This window comes from Wenzhouxiangella marina (assembly GCF_001187785.1).
Taxonomy (GTDB): Bacteria; Pseudomonadota; Gammaproteobacteria; order Xanthomonadales; family Wenzhouxiangellaceae; genus Wenzhouxiangella; species Wenzhouxiangella marina.
This window is the reverse complement of sequence record NZ_CP012154.1, coordinates 1625060-1641096: the sequence shown is the minus strand read 5'-3', so window position 1 is coordinate 1641096 and position 16037 is coordinate 1625060. Positions and strand designations below refer to the sequence as shown.

Annotated in this window: 14 protein-coding genes; 4 read left to right on the top strand and 10 right to left on the bottom strand. The window is 65.4% G+C overall.

What is annotated here, in order from left to right:
- Positions 1 to 53: 53 nt before the first annotated feature.
- The 5 genes from alaS to pncC all read right to left on the bottom strand — a co-directional run bounded on the left by alaS (position 54) and on the right by pncC (position 5501).
- The gene (alaS, locus tag WM2015_RS06880) at positions 54 to 2687 is read right to left on the bottom strand and encodes an alanine--tRNA ligase (RefSeq protein ID WP_049725355.1); all 2634 of its coding nucleotides are present in this window, start codon (positions 2685 to 2687) and stop codon (positions 54 to 56) included.
- Between the two features lie 111 nt (positions 2688 to 2798).
- The gene (locus WM2015_RS06875; RefSeq protein ID WP_049725354.1) at positions 2799 to 3254 is read right to left on the bottom strand and encodes a regulatory protein RecX; all 456 of its coding nucleotides are present in this window, start codon (positions 3252 to 3254) and stop codon (positions 2799 to 2801) included.
- Positions 3254 to 4288, bottom strand: a complete 1035-nt coding sequence (recA, locus tag WM2015_RS06870; RefSeq protein ID WP_049725353.1) for a recombinase RecA — start codon at positions 4286 to 4288, stop codon at positions 3254 to 3256. Before recA ends, WM2015_RS06875 begins: the two co-directional genes overlap by 1 nt.
- Before the next feature lie 170 nt (positions 4289 to 4458).
- Positions 4459 to 4983, bottom strand: coding sequence for an RNA 2',3'-cyclic phosphodiesterase (gene thpR / locus WM2015_RS06865; RefSeq protein ID WP_049725352.1), 525 nt, complete (start codon positions 4981 to 4983; stop codon positions 4459 to 4461).
- Positions 4984 to 4994: 11 nt separating this feature from the next.
- The gene (pncC, locus tag WM2015_RS06860; protein ID WP_245609816.1) at positions 4995 to 5501 is read right to left on the bottom strand and encodes a nicotinamide-nucleotide amidase; all 507 of its coding nucleotides are present in this window, start codon (positions 5499 to 5501) and stop codon (positions 4995 to 4997) included.
- A gap of 60 nt (positions 5502 to 5561) precedes the next feature.
- Here pncC and mutS point away from each other — a divergent pair, with 60 nt between their 5' ends.
- The 4 genes from mutS to WM2015_RS06840 all read left to right on the top strand — a co-directional run bounded on the left by mutS (position 5562) and on the right by WM2015_RS06840 (position 11460).
- Positions 5562 to 8159 (top strand): DNA mismatch repair protein MutS, encoded by a 2598-nt coding sequence (mutS, locus tag WM2015_RS06855; RefSeq protein WP_049725351.1) that lies wholly within the window; start codon positions 5562 to 5564, stop codon positions 8157 to 8159.
- Between the two features lie 73 nt (positions 8160 to 8232).
- On the top strand, positions 8233 to 9768 hold the full coding sequence (locus WM2015_RS06850; RefSeq protein WP_049725350.1) for an AbgT family transporter: 1536 nt from the start codon (positions 8233 to 8235) through the stop codon (positions 9766 to 9768).
- Between the two features lie 89 nt (positions 9769 to 9857).
- On the top strand, positions 9858 to 10817 hold the full coding sequence (locus WM2015_RS06845; RefSeq protein ID WP_049725349.1) for a YcjF family protein: 960 nt from the start codon (positions 9858 to 9860) through the stop codon (positions 10815 to 10817).
- Between the two features lie 4 nt (positions 10818 to 10821).
- A complete protein-coding gene (locus WM2015_RS06840) occupies positions 10822 to 11460 on the top strand; it encodes a class I SAM-dependent methyltransferase (protein ID WP_049725348.1) in 639 nt (212 codons plus the stop codon).
- Between the two features lie 48 nt (positions 11461 to 11508).
- On the opposite strand, the gene WM2015_RS06835 is transcribed toward WM2015_RS06840, so the two are convergent.
- The 5 genes from WM2015_RS06835 to nagZ all read right to left on the bottom strand — a co-directional run bounded on the left by WM2015_RS06835 (position 11509) and on the right by nagZ (position 16034).
- On the bottom strand, positions 11509 to 12435 hold the full coding sequence (locus tag WM2015_RS06835; RefSeq protein ID WP_049725347.1) for a hypothetical protein: 927 nt from the start codon (positions 12433 to 12435) through the stop codon (positions 11509 to 11511).
- A gap of 197 nt (positions 12436 to 12632) precedes the next feature.
- Positions 12633 to 13361: an S-methyl-5'-thioinosine phosphorylase gene (locus WM2015_RS06830; protein ID WP_049725346.1), complete on the bottom strand. Its 729-nt coding sequence runs from the start codon at positions 13359 to 13361 to the stop codon at positions 12633 to 12635.
- Positions 13358 to 13912 (bottom strand): phosphoribosyltransferase family protein, encoded by a 555-nt coding sequence (locus tag WM2015_RS06825; protein WP_049725345.1) that lies wholly within the window; start codon positions 13910 to 13912, stop codon positions 13358 to 13360. Before WM2015_RS06825 ends, WM2015_RS06830 begins: the two co-directional genes overlap by 4 nt.
- Positions 13909 to 15012: a mechanosensitive ion channel family protein gene (locus WM2015_RS06820; RefSeq protein ID WP_049725344.1), complete on the bottom strand. Its 1104-nt coding sequence runs from the start codon at positions 15010 to 15012 to the stop codon at positions 13909 to 13911. The genes WM2015_RS06825 and WM2015_RS06820 overlap by 4 nt, the downstream gene beginning before the upstream one ends.
- Positions 15009 to 16034, bottom strand: coding sequence for a beta-N-acetylhexosaminidase (gene nagZ, locus WM2015_RS06815; RefSeq protein ID WP_049727002.1), 1026 nt, complete (start codon positions 16032 to 16034; stop codon positions 15009 to 15011). The genes WM2015_RS06820 and nagZ overlap by 4 nt, the downstream gene beginning before the upstream one ends.
- Positions 16035 to 16037 lie beyond the last annotated feature (3 nt).

Genomic DNA, 16037 nt, shown 5'->3' with positions numbered 1-16037 from the left:
CCATTAAAAAAGCCCGCAAACCGCGGGCTTTTTCAATCAGTTAGAAGCCAAACCTAAACACGCTCCTCCACCCAGGCCGCCACCGAATCCAAGGCCCCCGGCAACGCCTCGGCATCCGACCCCCCCGCCTGCGCAAAGTCGGGTCGTCCACCGCCCTTGCCGCCGACCTGGCCCGCGACATGATTGACGATCTCACCCGCCTTGAAGCGCTGGGTCAGATCCGAAGTCACCCCGGCCACCAGGCGAACGCCATTGTCGGTGGCGGTGCCGAGCACGATGATGCCCGAGCCGAGCTTGTTCTTGAGTTGATCGACCGTGTCGCGAAGCCCATTCGGATCGACACCATCGAGGCGGGCGGCAATCAGCTTGATGCCGGCGACCTCTCGCGCCTCCGACGCCAGATCGGATCCGGCCGCAGAGGCCAGTTTGCCCTGCAGTCGCTCGAGCTCCTTTTCCAGTTCGCGCGAGCGGCTGAGCAGCTGTTCGACCCGGTCTCCGACCTGTTCCGGACTGGTCTTGAGGCGCCCGGAAAGCTCGCGCAGGACGCGCTCCTGCTCCTGCATCCAGGCCACGGCACGCTGTCCGGCCACGGCTTCGATGCGTCGTACGCCGGCCGAGATGCCGGTCTCGGAGATGATCTTGAAGGCACCGATGTCACCCACACGAGACACGTGCGTGCCGCCACAGAGTTCGACGGAGAACTCGCCGAAGCTCAGGACCCGGACCTCGTCCCCGTACTTGTCGCCGAAGAAGGCCAGCGCACCGGCCTCGATGGCCTCATCGAAGGCCATCTCACGCGCCTGTGCCTGAGCATTGGCCTGGATCTGGGCATTGACCATGCGCTCGATCTCGGCCAGCTCGGCTTCGGTGACCGGACTGTGATGGGAAAAGTCGAAACGCAGACGATCCGGCGCCACGAGGGAGCCTTTCTGCTGGACGTGGTCCCCGAGTATCCGGCGCAGGGCCGAATGCAGCAGATGGGTGGCCGAATGATGGCGCACGACGTCGGCGCGGCGCGCGCGATCGATCGTGGCATTCACCCGATCCCCCACACGAATTTCGCCGGAAGCCAGGCGACCGTCATGGGCATGGAACACACCCGCCAGCTTTCGGGTGTCGGCAACTTCGAAGCTGGCGCCGTCGTTCCGCAACTCGCCCGTGTCACCGACCTGGCCACCGGACTCGGCATAGAAAGGCGTGCGATCGAGCACGATCAGCGCATGCTGACCGGCACTCAGACGATCCAGGGAGCGGCCTTCGGCGACGATGGCGAGCACCTCGGCGGAATCCACTCCGGTCTCGCTATAGCCCAGAAATTCGGTCGGCTTCAGTTCAGCGATCAGCTCCGCCGGCAGGCCATCCTTCGCACCGAAGCTGCCGGCTGCCCGAGCACGCTCGCGCTGCTCGCCCATGGCCCGCTCGAAGCCCTCCTCGTCGACGTTCAGCTCGCGCTCGCGAGCGATGTCGCGGGTCAGATCGATAGGAAACCCGTAGGTGTCGTAGAGCTTGAACGCAACCTCGCCTGGAATCCGACGATCGCTGAGCTCGACGATCGCGGCCTCCAGCAGCTTCATCCCCTGGTCCAGGGTTTCCCCAAACCGGGTCTCCTCGCGCTCCAGCACTTCGGTCACATAGGCCTGCTTGTCGCTCAGCTCCGGATAGGCCTCGCCCATCACCTCGACCAGGGGAGCAACCATCCTGCTGAAGAACAGGTCCTTGCAGCCCAGCTTGTAGCCGTGACGGATCGCGCGTCGGATGATCCGCCGGAGGACGTAGCCACGACCCTCGTTGGACGGCAACACGCCGTCAACGATCAGGAAAGCGCAGGCTCGGATATGGTCGGCGATCACCTTCAGCGAGGGCACCGCGAGATCGTCGGTTGCGGTGACTCGGCCAGCCGCCTTGATCAGGTGCTGGAAGAGGTCGATGTCATAGTTCGAATGGCCACCCTGAAGGATGGCGGCGAGGCGCTCCAGGCCCATGCCCGTATCCACGCAGGGCGCGGGCAGCGGCGACATCGTGCCATCGGCGGCGCGATCGAACTGCATGAAGACCAGGTTCCAGATCTCGATGTAGCGATCACCGTCCTCGTCCGGCGAGCCCGGTGGTCCACCCGGCACGTCGGGGCCGTGATCGTAGAAGATCTCGGTGCAGGGACCACAGGGACCCGTGTCACCCATGGCCCAGAAGTTGTCGCTGTCGTAGCGCTTGCCGGGCTTGTCGCCGATTCGCGTGAAACGATTCGGATCGACCCCGATCTCGTCCAGCCAGATCGACGCGGCCTCGTCGTCTTCTTCGTACACCGTGACCCATAGCCTCTCGGCCGGAAGCCCGCAGGAATTGGTCAGGAAATCCCAAGCGAATTCAATGGCTTCCTTCTTGAAGTAGTCACCGAAGCTGAAGTTGCCCAGCATCTCGAAGAAGGTGTGGTGGCGAGCCGTGTAGCCCACGTTCTCGAGATCATTGTGCTTGCCGCCCGCTCTCACGCAACGCTGTGCACTGGTGGCTCGCGTGTAGGCGCGCTTCTCGGAGCCGAGGAAGACATCCTTGAACTGGACCATGCCGGCGTTGGTGAACAGCAGGGTCGGGTCGTTGCCCGGCACCAGCGAGCTGGATTTGACGACTCGATGCTCGCGAGCAGCGAAGAAGTCGAGAAAGGCCTGGCGAATTTCGGCGGTGGTCTTCATCTTGGGCTTCTAGGGAATCGGGGCGGTGACAACAAGCCCTTATTCTAAAGCCAGGCCAGCAAGCGTGGGCTTTCGTGGACGAGAAAACCCTCCAGGCGGGAGGCTGCAGCCTCAATCGAGCAATTCGCGCACCATGGAATGCTCGAAACCACGACGAGCGAGGGCCTGCTGGCGACGGCCCTTGTCCTTGAAATCGGCCGGAGGCTCACCGGCGTAGCGGCGCTCGTACCATTCCGCCGCCGTGGCAAACCAATCCACCCCGGCCTCTCGCAGCACGCGATCGATGAGCGGCCGATCGACGCCCCGCTCGTTCAGTTCCGCCCGGATACGAACGGGACCGTAATGCTTGCCAACTCGGCTTCGGACAAAGCTCTCGGCGTAGCGAGTGTCGGACTGCAGGCCCTGCTCGGCCAGTTCGGAGACCGCCTTTTCGACCTCCGCCACCGGCCACCCCTTGCGCCTGAGCTTGTCGACCAGCTCGCGAGCGCTGTGCTCCCGCCGGGCCAGCAGGCGGACCGCCGCCTCGCGGAGGTCCGCCGGGTTGATCGTCCCGGTCTCCGATGCCATCAACCGGCTTCGGCTTCCTCGGCGGGCGCTTCTTCGGGCGCGGACTGCGGCAGGACCTTGGCGCGGACCTTGCGCTCGATCTCGGCCGCCATCTCCGGGTTCTCCTTCAGGAACTGGCGGACGTTGTCCTTGCCCTGCCCGATCCGGTCGTCGCCGTAGCTGTACCAGGCACCGGATTTCTTGATCAGACCATGCTCCACGCCCAGCTCGATCAACTCACCCTCGCGCGAGATGCCTTCGCCGTAGAGAATCTCGAACACCGCCTGACGGAACGGCGGCGCCATCTTGTTCTTGACCACCTTGACCCGGGTCTCGTTGCCGATCACCTCGTCACCGCGCTTCAGGGCGCCGATGCGACGAATGTCGAGGCGGACCGAGGAGTAGAACTTGAGGGCATTACCACCGGTGGTCGTTTCGGGCGAGCCGAACATGACGCCGATCTTCATGCGAATCTGATTGATGAAGATGACCATGCAGTTGGTGCGCTTGATGTTGCCGGTCAGCTTTCTCAGGGCCTGGCTCATCAGGCGTGCCTGCAGACCCACATGGGAATCACCCATTTCGCCCTCGATTTCGGCCTTCGGCGTCAAAGCGGCCACGGAGTCGACGACGACGATATCGACGGCGCCGGAACGGACCAGCATGTCGGTGATCTCGAGCGCCTGCTCACCCGTATCGGGCTGGGAGACCAGCAGGTCGTCCACGTTGACGCCCAGCTTCTCGGCATAGCTCGGATCGAGCGCATGCTCGGCATCGACGAAGGCCGCCGTGCCGCCCATCTTCTGGGCCTGAGCCACCGCGTGCAGGGTCAGGGTCGTCTTGCCCGAGGATTCCGGACCGTAGATCTCGATCACGCGACCACGGGGCAGGCCACCGACGCCCAGGGCCAGGTCCAGGGCCAGGGAACCCGTCGACACCACCGGCACGTCCTTGCGCCCGGTGTCGTCGCCCATGCGCATGATCGCGCCCTTGCCGTACTGCTTCTCGATCTGACCCAGCGCTGCCGCCAGCGCCCGTTTGCGATTGTCATCCACTGCTGAATTCCTCGTGCTTCGATGCGTGATGTTGCGCGTTGGCCGGATTATCTCACAGGGGCCGTGGCGGCCAAGTCCGATCCGCCCCGTCGAGTCGATTTCCTACCGGATTTCGAGTCGATCGGCGGATCGCTCCTCCCCGCGGGCCCGGCCCTGCGCGGCTGATGCGATCAGTTTACCGACCAGGTTCTCAAAACCTGATAAGGCCTCGACGGCAGGGATTCGATCAGGCTCAGGCCCCTGACCGACCAGTCCAACGGCTCCGGCTCCGGCAGATCCGGGGCCTCGAGCACCCGACGGAACAGCGTGACATGCGGCTTGAAGGGGCGTCGCTCGACGCTCAGCCCCAGGGAATCCATGCCCGAGCTCAGGGCATCGACCCAGGCCTGGATGGGGTCGGGCGCCGAGCCGCCCAGCCAGAGCACACGAGCGCCAGGAAACCAGCCGAAACGGTCCAGGCGCAATCGGCTGCGCTCGAGGCCAAGCTGGCCGCCCAGCGCATCGATATCGCCCAGCGCCGACGAGGGCTGATTGCCGAGAAAGAGCAAGGTCAGATGAAGATTGTGGGCGGGCACGGCTCGCCAGCCCGATGGCTTCAGCAGCGCCCGCCGACGCAGGAGCTCCTCGCGCAGCGGCGCATCAGGCCAGAGCGCGAAGAACAGGCGGCGAGTGCCCGTGCTCTCGGCCGGCGCCAATCCCTGCGTCCTCAGCGCCGGCCCAGGCGCGCCAGCAGGCCGTCCAGGGCATGCGCCACCGACTGACGCCGGATCGCGTCCCGGTCTCCAGCGAACAGGCAGGTCTCGCCTTCGGCCGTATCGTCCGACAGCGCCCAGCCGAAACAGACCGTGCCCACGGGCTTCTCCGGGCTGCCGCCGCCGGGGCCGGCAATACCGGAGACCGACACCGCGTAGTCGGCATCGCTGTTCCGCACCGCTCCCATCGCCATGGCAGCCGCCACCTCTTCGCTGACCGCCCCGAAACGGTGCAGATCTGCCGCTCGAACCCCCAACAGGCTCGTCTTGGCATCGTTGCTGTAGGTCACCAGCCCGCGCTCGAACCAGTCCGAGCTGCCGGCCAGGTCCGTGCAGACCTTGGCGATCCAGCCGCCGGTGCAGGATTCGGCCGTGACCAGTCGTCGCCCATGGGCCTTCAGCTCGGCGGCCAGGGCACTCGCCCGGAGGCTCAGCGCCTCATCGTCGATTCGCATGTTCATGGCCCCTATAATGCCCGGTCCCGTATTCCAAATGTCAGCAAGCGGCCGGCCCACGAACGCATGAGCGACACGACACCCCAGCACACGCCCTTGATGCAGCAGTTCCTGCGCATCAAGGCGGATTATCCGGACATCCTGCTGTTCTTCCGGATGGGGGATTTCTATGAGCTCTTCTACGATGACGCTCGCAAGGCGGCAAGGCTGCTCGACATCACCCTGACCACCCGCGGCCAGTCGGCAGGCCAGCCGATTCCCATGGCCGGCGTGCCCTACCACGCCGTCGACAGCTATCTGGCCCGCCTGATCAAGAAGGGCGAGTCGGTCGCGATCTGCGAGCAGGTCGGTGACCCCGAAGCCAGCAAGGGACCGGTGGAACGCAGGGTGGTGCGGATCGTCACCCCGGGCACGGTGACCGAAGAAGCCCTGCTGGAGGACCGTCAGGACCGTTTGCTGACGGCCATCGCCCCGGCACGCCGCGGATACGGCCTGGCCTGGCTGGACGTGGCCGGCGGCCGTCTGCGCTTCAGCGAACCGGCCGACCGCGCCGAGCTGGCTGCCGAACTGGAGCGCCTGCGACCCGCGGAAATCCTGTTTCCAGAGGACAGCGACGTGCCGATCAGTGGCCTCGGCGCGGCCCTTCGTCCCACGCCCCCTTGGCACTTCGATGCCGAGTCCGGCGAACGCGAGCTCTGCCGCCAGCTCGGCGTCCAGGACCTGTCGGGCTTCGGCGTCGAACAACGCGGCCCGGGCCTGGGCGCGGCGGGCGCCCTGTTGAGCTACGCCCGCGACATGCTCGCCGGCGAGCTCAAGCACCTGACCGGCGTCCGCGCGGTCCAGGCCAGCGAGCATCTGGTGCTCGACGCGGCCACGCGCCGCCATCTGGAAATCGACGTCCATCCGGAGGGACGGAGCGAGCACACCCTGGTCGGCCTGATGGACAGCGCGGCCACGCCCATGGGCAGCCGCAAGCTCAAGCGCTGGATCACGCATCCGCTGCGTTCGCGCGAACGCCTGCAGGCTCGCCATGGAGCCATCGCCGCCCTGATCGAACGCGGACTCTGTGATCCGGTCCGGGACCAGCTCGCCGGCATCGGCGATCTCGAGCGCGTCCTGACCCGCATCGCCCTGCGCTCGGCCCGGCCTCGCGATCTCGCCACCCTGAGGGAAGGCCTGGCTCGCCTGCCCGCCCTGAACGAGCAGCTCGAGGCTTCCGATCACGCCCTCCTGCGCGAATTGGCCGAGGCCCTGCTGCCCTGCCCCGACCTCTGTGGCCTGCTGGAATCGGCCGTGGTCGAACAACCGCCGATGGTCATCCGCGATGGCGGCGTGATCGCCGAAGGCTTCGATGCCGAGCTTGACGAGCTCCGCAACCTCAGCCAGAACGCCGGTGATTTCCTGGTCCGCTACGAGGCCCAGGAGCGCGAACGCACGGGGATCGAGAAGCTGAAAGTGGGCTTCAATCGCGTGCATGGCTACTACATCGAGATCAGCAAGGTCCACGCGGACAAGGTGCCGACCGAGTACACCCGCCGCCAGACCCTCAAGAACGCCGAGCGCTACATCACAGAAGAACTCAAGGGCTTCGAGGACAAGGTGCTGTCGGCCCGCGAACGGGCACTCAGCCGCGAGAAAGCGCTGTATGAAAGTCTGATCGAGGACCTGGCCGCCGAACATGCGCGCCTGAGCGCAGTGGCCTCGTCCATCGCCAGCCTGGACGTGCTGGCCGCCTTTGCCGAGCGGGCTCAGACCCTGAACCTGGCCCCGCCGACACTGGTTGATGCGCCGGGCCTCGAGATTCGCGACGGGCGCCACCCCGTGGTCGAGCAGGTCCAGGACGAGGCCTTCGTACCCAACGACTGCCGCCTCGACCCCGAACGCCGAATGCTGGTGATCACGGGTCCGAACATGGGCGGTAAATCGACCTTCATGCGCCAGACCGCTCTGATCGTGATCCTGGCCCATGCCGGCTCCTTCGTGCCCGCCGCCGAGGCGCGCATCGGGCCGATCGATCGCATCTTCTCGCGCATCGGCGCCGGCGACGACCTGACCCGAGGACGGTCGACCTTCATGGTCGAAATGGTCGAGACGGCCAACATCCTGCACAACGCCAGCGAGCGCTCCCTGGTGCTGATGGACGAGATCGGCCGAGGCACCTCGACCTTCGACGGCCTCGCCCTGGCCTGGGCCGTGGCCACGGAGCTGGCCCTCAAGATCCGGGCCCTGACCCTGTTCGCCACCCACTACTTCGAACTGACGCGCTTGGCCGAGGACCACGAGGGCATCGCCAATGTGCACCTCGATGCGCGCGAGCACGGTGACCGGATCGTCTTTCTGCACAGCGTTCGCGAAGGCCCGGCGAGCCAGAGCTATGGCATCCAGGTCGCGCGCCTGGCCGGCGTCCCGAAGCCGGTCATCAGCCAGGCGCGCAAGCACCTCGACCGCCTCGAGCAGGACGCAGCGCGAGCGGCCTCTCCTCAGCTGGGCCTGTTCGCCGCCGCAGCCCCGCGGCCGTCCGATGAGCCGGATGAGTCGGTATCCGTCGACCCGGCGAGCGAAGCACTGCGTGACGCCCTGGACGCGATCGATCCGGACGAGCTCAGTCCTCGCGAAGCCCTCGACGCACTGTACCGCCTCAAACAGGTCCTCGACTCGGACTGAAGCCTTGCCTGACAAGGCCAGCGCAGACGCCGCGGGCCGCTATACTCGATCGTTTTCCCGAAGCGAGTCGACCATGCCCATCAACGCCAAGGCCCTGGCCAGTTTCATCGAGCGCGCCGGCAAGCGCATCCCCGATCCGGTCATCATCTTCATGGCCTTCTATCCGGCGGCCTTCCTGCTGACGGTCGTGATGTCGGGCCATAGCTTCGAAACCCTCGGCACCGGCGGTGAAACCGTCACCCACCAGATCAATGGCATGCACCAGGCCGAACACGTGCGCTGGATCTTCGACAATGCCCTGCTGGCCAACTGGCTGGGCTTCGGCGGCGGCGTGCTGGGGGTGATCCTGGTCGTGATGCTGGCCGTGGGCGTGGCCGAGAACTCCGGCCTGTTCGGCGCCCTGATCAAGCGTGCAGGCTCCCACCTGCCCCAGTCGATCCTGCCCCTGCTGCTGATCTTCCTGGGGATCATGAGCTCGATGGCCACCGATGCCGGCTACCTGGTCCTGATTCCCCTGGCGGGCCTGCTCTACGCGGGCCTGAACCGAAACCCGCTGATCGGCATGGCGGCCGCCTTTGCCGGGGTCTCGGCCGGGTTCAGTGCGAACCTGCTTCCCGGCCCGGTCGACGCCATCATCGGCCAGAACGCCCAGGCCTTCGCCGAGGCCCAGGGCGTGCCGTTCGTTTCGGCCACGGGCCAGGCGCTGACGCCGGAGACGATGCACTGGTTCTTCATCATCGCCTCGACCTTCGTTCTGTCAGCCACCGGCTACTGGGTGACGCGCCGCTTCGTCGAACCCAGGCTGGACCGGGAGGATTTCGTGGTGCCGACCGAGATCAACCCCGGTGAGTTCCAGGTCAGCAATCTGGAGCGCAAGGGCCTGCGTGCCGCCGGACTCGGGACCCTGGTCGCACTGCTGATGATCGCCGGTCTCGCCTTCGGTCCCCTGGCCTCGTTCACCAACGAGGCCGGCGATCCGGTCCGGCCGTACATCGACAACATGATTCTGCTGATCTCCCTGTTCTTCGTGGTCACCGGCGCCTTCTTCGGGGTGGCGGTCGGCAAGTTCAGGAGCGTCATGGACGTGGTCAAGGCCATGGTCGGGCAGATGAACACCATGGGCTACGTGCTCGTGCTGACCTTCTTCACCTACAACTTCCTCGGCCTGCTCAATTACAGCGGACTGGGCACCTGGATCACCTTTCTCGGCGCCGAGTTCCTGCAGGCGCTCGGTCTGCAGAAGTTCCCGATCCTGCTACTGGTCGGCTTCATCCTGGTCACGGCCGTGATCAACATCTTCATCGGCGGCCTGACTTCGAAGTGGATGCTCCTCGGGCCGATCTTCGTGCCGATGCTCTACGTGGTCAATCCGGCCATGACCCCGGATCTGGTCGCGGCCGCCTTCCGCGTGGCGGACTCTTCGACCAACATCATCACGCCGATGATGACCTACGCCGGCGTGATCCTGGCCTTCATGCGCAAGTACCGTCCCGACATGGCCTTCGGAGACATGCTGCTGATCATGCTGCCCTATTCCGTGGCCTTCCTGACGATCTGGACCCTGCTGCTGGTGGGCTTCTTCGCCCTGGGGATTCCACTGGGTATCTGAGGCGGGCCGTCGTCGTCTTGCAAACCCGGGCCGACGCCCTTACTGAATCCTGCTGGACGACAAGCTGATTCCTGACGGAGCCCTGCCCCATGACCGAGAACCGTGACCGCGCCATTCTGACGATCGCCCTGTTTGCTGCGTTCGCCGATGAAGAGAAGCACGAAGCCGAGCGCGAGGAAATCCGCCGAATCGCGGAGGGCCTGGGCGATCAGGCGCCGGACCTCCGCTCGCTCTATCAGGACGTGCTGCTCAAGCGCGCGACCCTGGATGGCGCCGTGGCCGCGCTCGCCGACGCGGGCGAACGGCACCTGGCCTACGAGATGGCGGTCGGCGTCTGCGATGCCGACGGCCGGATGAGCGACCGCGAACGCGAATTCCTCGACCATCTGAAAGGCCTGCTCGGCATGGCGGCCTCGGAAAGCCGGGACATCGAGGAAACGGCCGAGCAGATGGTCGAACTGAACGAGACCGCAGCACCGGCGATGGCGGCGGCAGCGACGAGCCAGGCCGTGCGCCAGGCAGAACCGTCCAACGTGGACGAAGCCGAGCTCGACCGTCGAATCCTCAACTACTCGATTCTCAATGGCGCGCTGGAGATGCTGCCCCAGAGCTGGGCGTCGATGGCCATCATCCCGCTGCAGATCAAGATGGTCTACGGCATCGGCAAGGACTACGGGGTCGAGCTGGATCGTGGCCACATCAAGGAATTCCTGGCCACGCTCGGCGTCGGGATGACCTCGCAGTACATCGAGCAGTTCGGCCGCAAGCTGATCGGCGGCCTGTTCCGTGCGGCCGCCGGGCGAGGCATGGGACGGATCGGGCGCAGCGCCACCGGCATGGCCTTCAGCTTTGCCACCACCTATGCACTCGGCCAGGTCGCGCGTCGCTACTACGCCGGAGGTCGCGTCATGTCGACCGAGCTGCTCAGACGCAGCTTCGAGGAGACCCTCGGTTCGGCCAAGCAGATGCAGACCGAGTACCTGCCGCAGATCGAGCAGAAAGCCCAGTCGGTGAACATGAACGAGGTCATGTCGATGGTGCGCCGTTGATCCGATGCCGGCCTGCCCCCTTTGCCGATTCGAGGAGACTCGACCGCTGACGGAGATCGCCGGTCGACGCTATTTTCGCTGCGACCACTGCCATCTCCGGTTTCTGGACCCCCAACAGCATCCCGATCCGGGGCTGGAAAAGGCGGAATACGACCGCCATCAGAACGACCCGAATGACGCCGGCTATCGCCGCTTCCTCGGGCGTCTGATCGATGTCATGGGTCCCGGCCTGCAAGCCGGGCAGCGGGGCCTCGATTACGGCTGCGGGCCCGGGCCGGCGCTGGCCGCCATGCTCGAGGCAAATGGTCAGCAAATGGCCCTCTGGGATCCGATCTATGCGCCGGATTCATCCGTGCTCCAGCGTCGCTACGATTTCATCACCTGCACGGAGACGGCCGAACATTTTCACCGGCCGGGCGAGGAGTTCGAACGGCTCGACGCACTACTGAAGCCAGGTGGTCAGTTGGGCCTGATGACCCGCTTCCAGACCGATGATGGGCGATTCGCGGGATGGCACTATCGGCGGGATCCCACGCATGTGGTCTTCTATCGCACATCCACCCTGCGCTGGTTGGCGCAGCGCTTCGGCTGGACGGTGGAAATCAGGGAACCGGACATCGCCGTGTTTCGCTCGGCAGGCTGACGGCCGCCGCACGATGCGCCCCCTGCCCTGGACGGGCCAGGGTCGGGATCAGAAGCTGGCGGCTTGCGCCATCCGATTGAGCAGCAGCTTGCCGCTCGTATAGCAGGCGTTGAGGAAGGCCGCCACGTTCTCCGGCGGCTGGCCGGATCTGTCACGCAGCTCGTCCAGGGTGATCGGACCGCGAATGAGCACCTGCGCGAGCTGATGCAGCTGCTGGTTGCTCATCGCCTGCGCCGGGACCTGGGTCAGCATGAACTGGACTTCTCCGGCCAGATCCGGGTGCAGACGCCCGCGCGACTGCGCCAGTCCGGCAAACCATTTCAATTCGGTCAGGGGACGCTGGCGGTGGCCCTGTGCGCGCTCGACCAGGTCCGCGCTGGACACAGGCACGCCGGCAGACGCCGGCATCGGCTCGGCGAACATCGGCGGCGACAGCTCAGCGATCGAGCCATCGAAGAACCAGGCACCGGAGCCCGGATCGATCAGCAGCAGGGGCCAGCCCGGATGGGTCACGGCCACGGGTTTCTTCCAGCTGCCGCGGCGCAGATGTTCGGCCAGCGTGTAGTAACCCTCCTCATCGCTCATGTCGAGGGTTTCCCAGATCGACTCGTTGGCACTGGATTCGGAATCGAGTTCGACCGGAACGGTCTCCTCCTCGAAGTCCCCCGAGGCGAGAGTAGTCAGGAGCTTGAGAAAGTCCCGCGAGCGTAGCGGCTTGTTCAACAGAAACCGGGCCGGAAAGTCCTTCTGACGGCTCAGGGCAATGGCGACCTCACCATTCTCCTTCATCTGCTTCCAGCGAAGCTCGCCGGCCTCGTGGTCGACGTCGATCAAGGTGACGTCGCCCCCGGATTGTTCGGAAATCGACCAATGCTGACCCCCCTCGCGTCCGCCCGCCAGGTTCAGCAGGGAACGCATCACCATCAGATCCTTCGGACCCACGTGGAGCGCGGACAGGGTCATCGACTCGCTCATGTCATTGATCTCCTGACGGTTCGAGATGCATGTGAATCAGCATAATGCCCCGAGGTGAAAATCCCAAGACAAATCGGCGCGAACCGTTTCACAGTTCAGCCAATCAAGGCAATATGAACGTGAAAATTTCGTTGGATCAGCAACAAACGACGGTCCGAGCACCCGAAGGAGGCCCGCAATCGCCATCGGCCATGAAATCAGCCAAGCATGGACAGCAGGCGTCGTACCCCACCCATCGCCCGCGCCAGTACCGCGTCGATTTCCTCGAGGCTGATCGGCTCATCGCTCACTCCCGCAGCCGGGTTGGCGACCACGCAGAGACTGGCGTAGGCGATCCCTGCTTCTCGCGCCAGCGCCGCCTCGGGCATGGAGGTCATGCCGACGAGGGTGGCCCCGTCCCGAGCAAGACGTGCCACCTCGGCGGCCGTCTCCAGGCGTGGTCCCTGGGTCACGGCGCAGCAGCCACCATCATGGACCGTCAGATCGGCCTGCTGACCGAGAGCCAGCAGCCGGGCCCGCAGAGCCGGACTGAACGGCTCTCCGAACTCGATATGGACCAATGGACGATCCTCGTCATTGGCGAAGGTGGCCTCACGGCCCCAGGTGTAGTCGATCAACTGATCCGGAACCACCAGGGCGCCGGCGTCCAGCTCGGGATCGATGCCGCCGACCGCATTGACGGCGACGATCTCCTCGACACCGAGCTGCCGAAAGGCATCGATATTGGCCCGGTAGTTGACCCGATGCGGCGCGATGCGATGCGGGTTCCCATGGCGAGCCAGGAACCAGGCCTCACTCGCCCCCAGGCGGACGCGCGCCAGCTCGGCCGAAGGAGACCCCCAGGGCGTCTCGATGGCCCTACGCTCCAGGCATTCGAACAATTCGACGGCGCCGGTGCCGCCGATCAGACCCAGGGTGGTGCTCATTCCGCTTCTCCCACGGCCCAGATGCCGTCGAGCTGACGCCAGAGCCCCTTCCAGTCCATGCCACAGCCGAATACATAACGATCAGGGACGCGCAGTGCGGCGTCATCGACCAGATTGCGCGGCAGACCGCGCTCGTGTTCCTTCAGCACCATTGCCACGGTGATGACCTCATCGGCGCCCTCGTCGCGCAGGCGCTGGGCCACGGCCTGCATCGTGTAGCCCTCGTCGAAGATGTCATCGACCAGCAGGATCGTACCCTGCACCCGGTCGGGCCAGCGTCCCCATTGCATTTCACCGCCCGACATGGCTTCCCGATAGCGACTCGCATGCAGATGGTCCATGCGCAAGGGTCGGTCCAGGCGTCTGGCCAGTTCGACGGCCGGATACATGCCGCCATTCATCAGCGCCATGATCGTCAGGTCCTGACGATCGCCGAGCTGTTCGTCCAGACGCCGGGCCTGCGCGTCGAGTGCAACGGCGACCTCCTCCGGTGTGATCAGGCATTCGGCGCCCTCGGGCCAGGCGTCGGCCCAGCGTTCAGCGCGGCTCATGAGCCGGCCTCGGTCGGCTGGGGCGCGGAGTCGATCTTGAGCGTGCGGGTCGGGAAGGCAATCTCGGCGCCGTGCGCTTCGATGATCTCCCCGATCTTCAACAGCACGTCCTCGCGCACTCGATGGTATTCGGTCCAGACCGTGGTCTTGGTGAAGCAATAGATCATGATGTCCAGTGAAGAGGCGTTGTAGACGTCGAAGTGCACCATGGTGGTCTGTGACGTGTCGAGCTCTTCGTGCCCGAGAATCATCTCCCGGATGGCATCGACCACCGGCCTGACCACCGCGAAATCATCGTAGCGGATGCCGATGTGTTCGGAGATCCGCCGATGGGTCATGCGCGAAGGGTTTTCCACCGTGATGGTGGTGAAGGTTGCATTCGGGACGTACATCGGGCGCTTGTCGAACTTGCGAATCGTGGTCATGCGCCAGCCGATCTTCTCGACCGTGCCCTCGATGTTCTGATCCGGCGAACGCACCCAGTCGCCCACGGAGAAGGGTCGATCCATGAACACCATGAAACCGCCGAAGAAGTTGGCCAGAAGATCGCGTGCGGCAAGACCGACGGCGATCCCCCCCACCCCGCCGGCGGCCAGGAAACCGGAGATCGGGATTTCCAGGATGCTCAGGATCGTCAGTGCTCCGGTCATGATCACCGCGATGCGAACGATCCGGCCGAGCACGCTGACCGTGGTGATGTCGACGCTCTGATCACGCTTGCGCTTTTCGGCCACGAAGGCATTCTCGAATCCCGTGACCAGGCGGAAAGCGAACCAGGTGGCCGCCACCACCAGACCGAGCTGCTGCAGGGCGTTGAGCAGATCGGCAGAAAAGGCAATGGCCTCGGTGTGCGGTGCGATCACGCGGGCGGCCATGACCAGGCCCTGCCACCAGATCAGCAGGGATACCGGGCGCCGACCGGCATAGACCACCGCATCGTCCCAGAGGTGGGCGCTCTTCTCGGCCAGCCGGGCCAGATGACCGACGAAGATGCGATACAGCATCTCCAGCAGGAGGGCGGCCAGGATGATCAGGAAAGCGGTCAGCACCCAGCCGGGAATGCCGATCATGGTGCTCAGTTGTTTCAGATAGTCGTTCATGAATCCTTGCTCAAAGCTTTGAGTGAGTCTCTCCAGGCACGGAACTCCGGCACGGTCAGCTGCTCGTCCAGGCTGGCCAGCGGCCGACCGTACAGGCGGGCCATCGCCGCCGCCGGAGGTACGGGCCAGTCCCGATCGAGCTCGAGCACGCGGCGGGCCGACTCGGGCTTGCAGACCAGGGCCAGATCGCAACCTGCCGCAAAGGCCTGATCCAGTCGCTCGGGCAGGCCGCCGGCCGGCTCGGCGCCCACCATGTCGAGATCATCCGACACCACCAGACCCTCGAATCCGAGGCGCCCCCGCAGGCAGTCCCCCACCCATTGCCTTGAGAAGCCGGCAGGTGCCGCGTCGACGGCCGGATAGCAGACGTGCGCCATCATCACGGTCTGAACCTGATCGATCAAGCGCGCGAAAGGCGCGAGATCGTCTTCCAGTTCGCGCTCGCAACGGGCATCCACGACGACCTCGAGATGGGAGTCGGCTTCCACCGAGCCATGCCCCGGGAAGTGCTTTGCGCAGGCGGCCATGCCCGCGTCGCGCATGCCGGCCAGGTACCAGCCGGCCAGTTCGACGACGGCCTCGGTCCGGTCGGCCATCGCTCGATCACCGATCACCGTGCTGCCCCGATCCAGATCGAGCACGGGCGCCCAGCTCAAATCGACGCCGCGGGCCAGCAATTCGGCCGCCATGACCCGACCGTGCCGATAGGCCAGATCGCAGGCCCGGTCCGGATGGCTGGCATGCCAGCGCCCGAGCACCGAGAGCGGGGGCAGACGGGTGAAGCCCTCGCGGAAGCGCTGCACTCGCCCGCCCTCCTGATCCACGCTCACCACGAGTCGCGGGTGACGCAATGCCGCCAGTTCCTCGGTCAGGACCTGCAGCTGCTCGGGATTGTCGTAGTTGCGGGTGAAGAGGATTACTCCGCCGACCGCGGGATGCAGCAGAAATTCGCGCGTCGCCGCATCCAGACGCGTGCCGTCGAAACCGATGATCAATGGCCCCAGTGGACGTTCGACCGACATCAT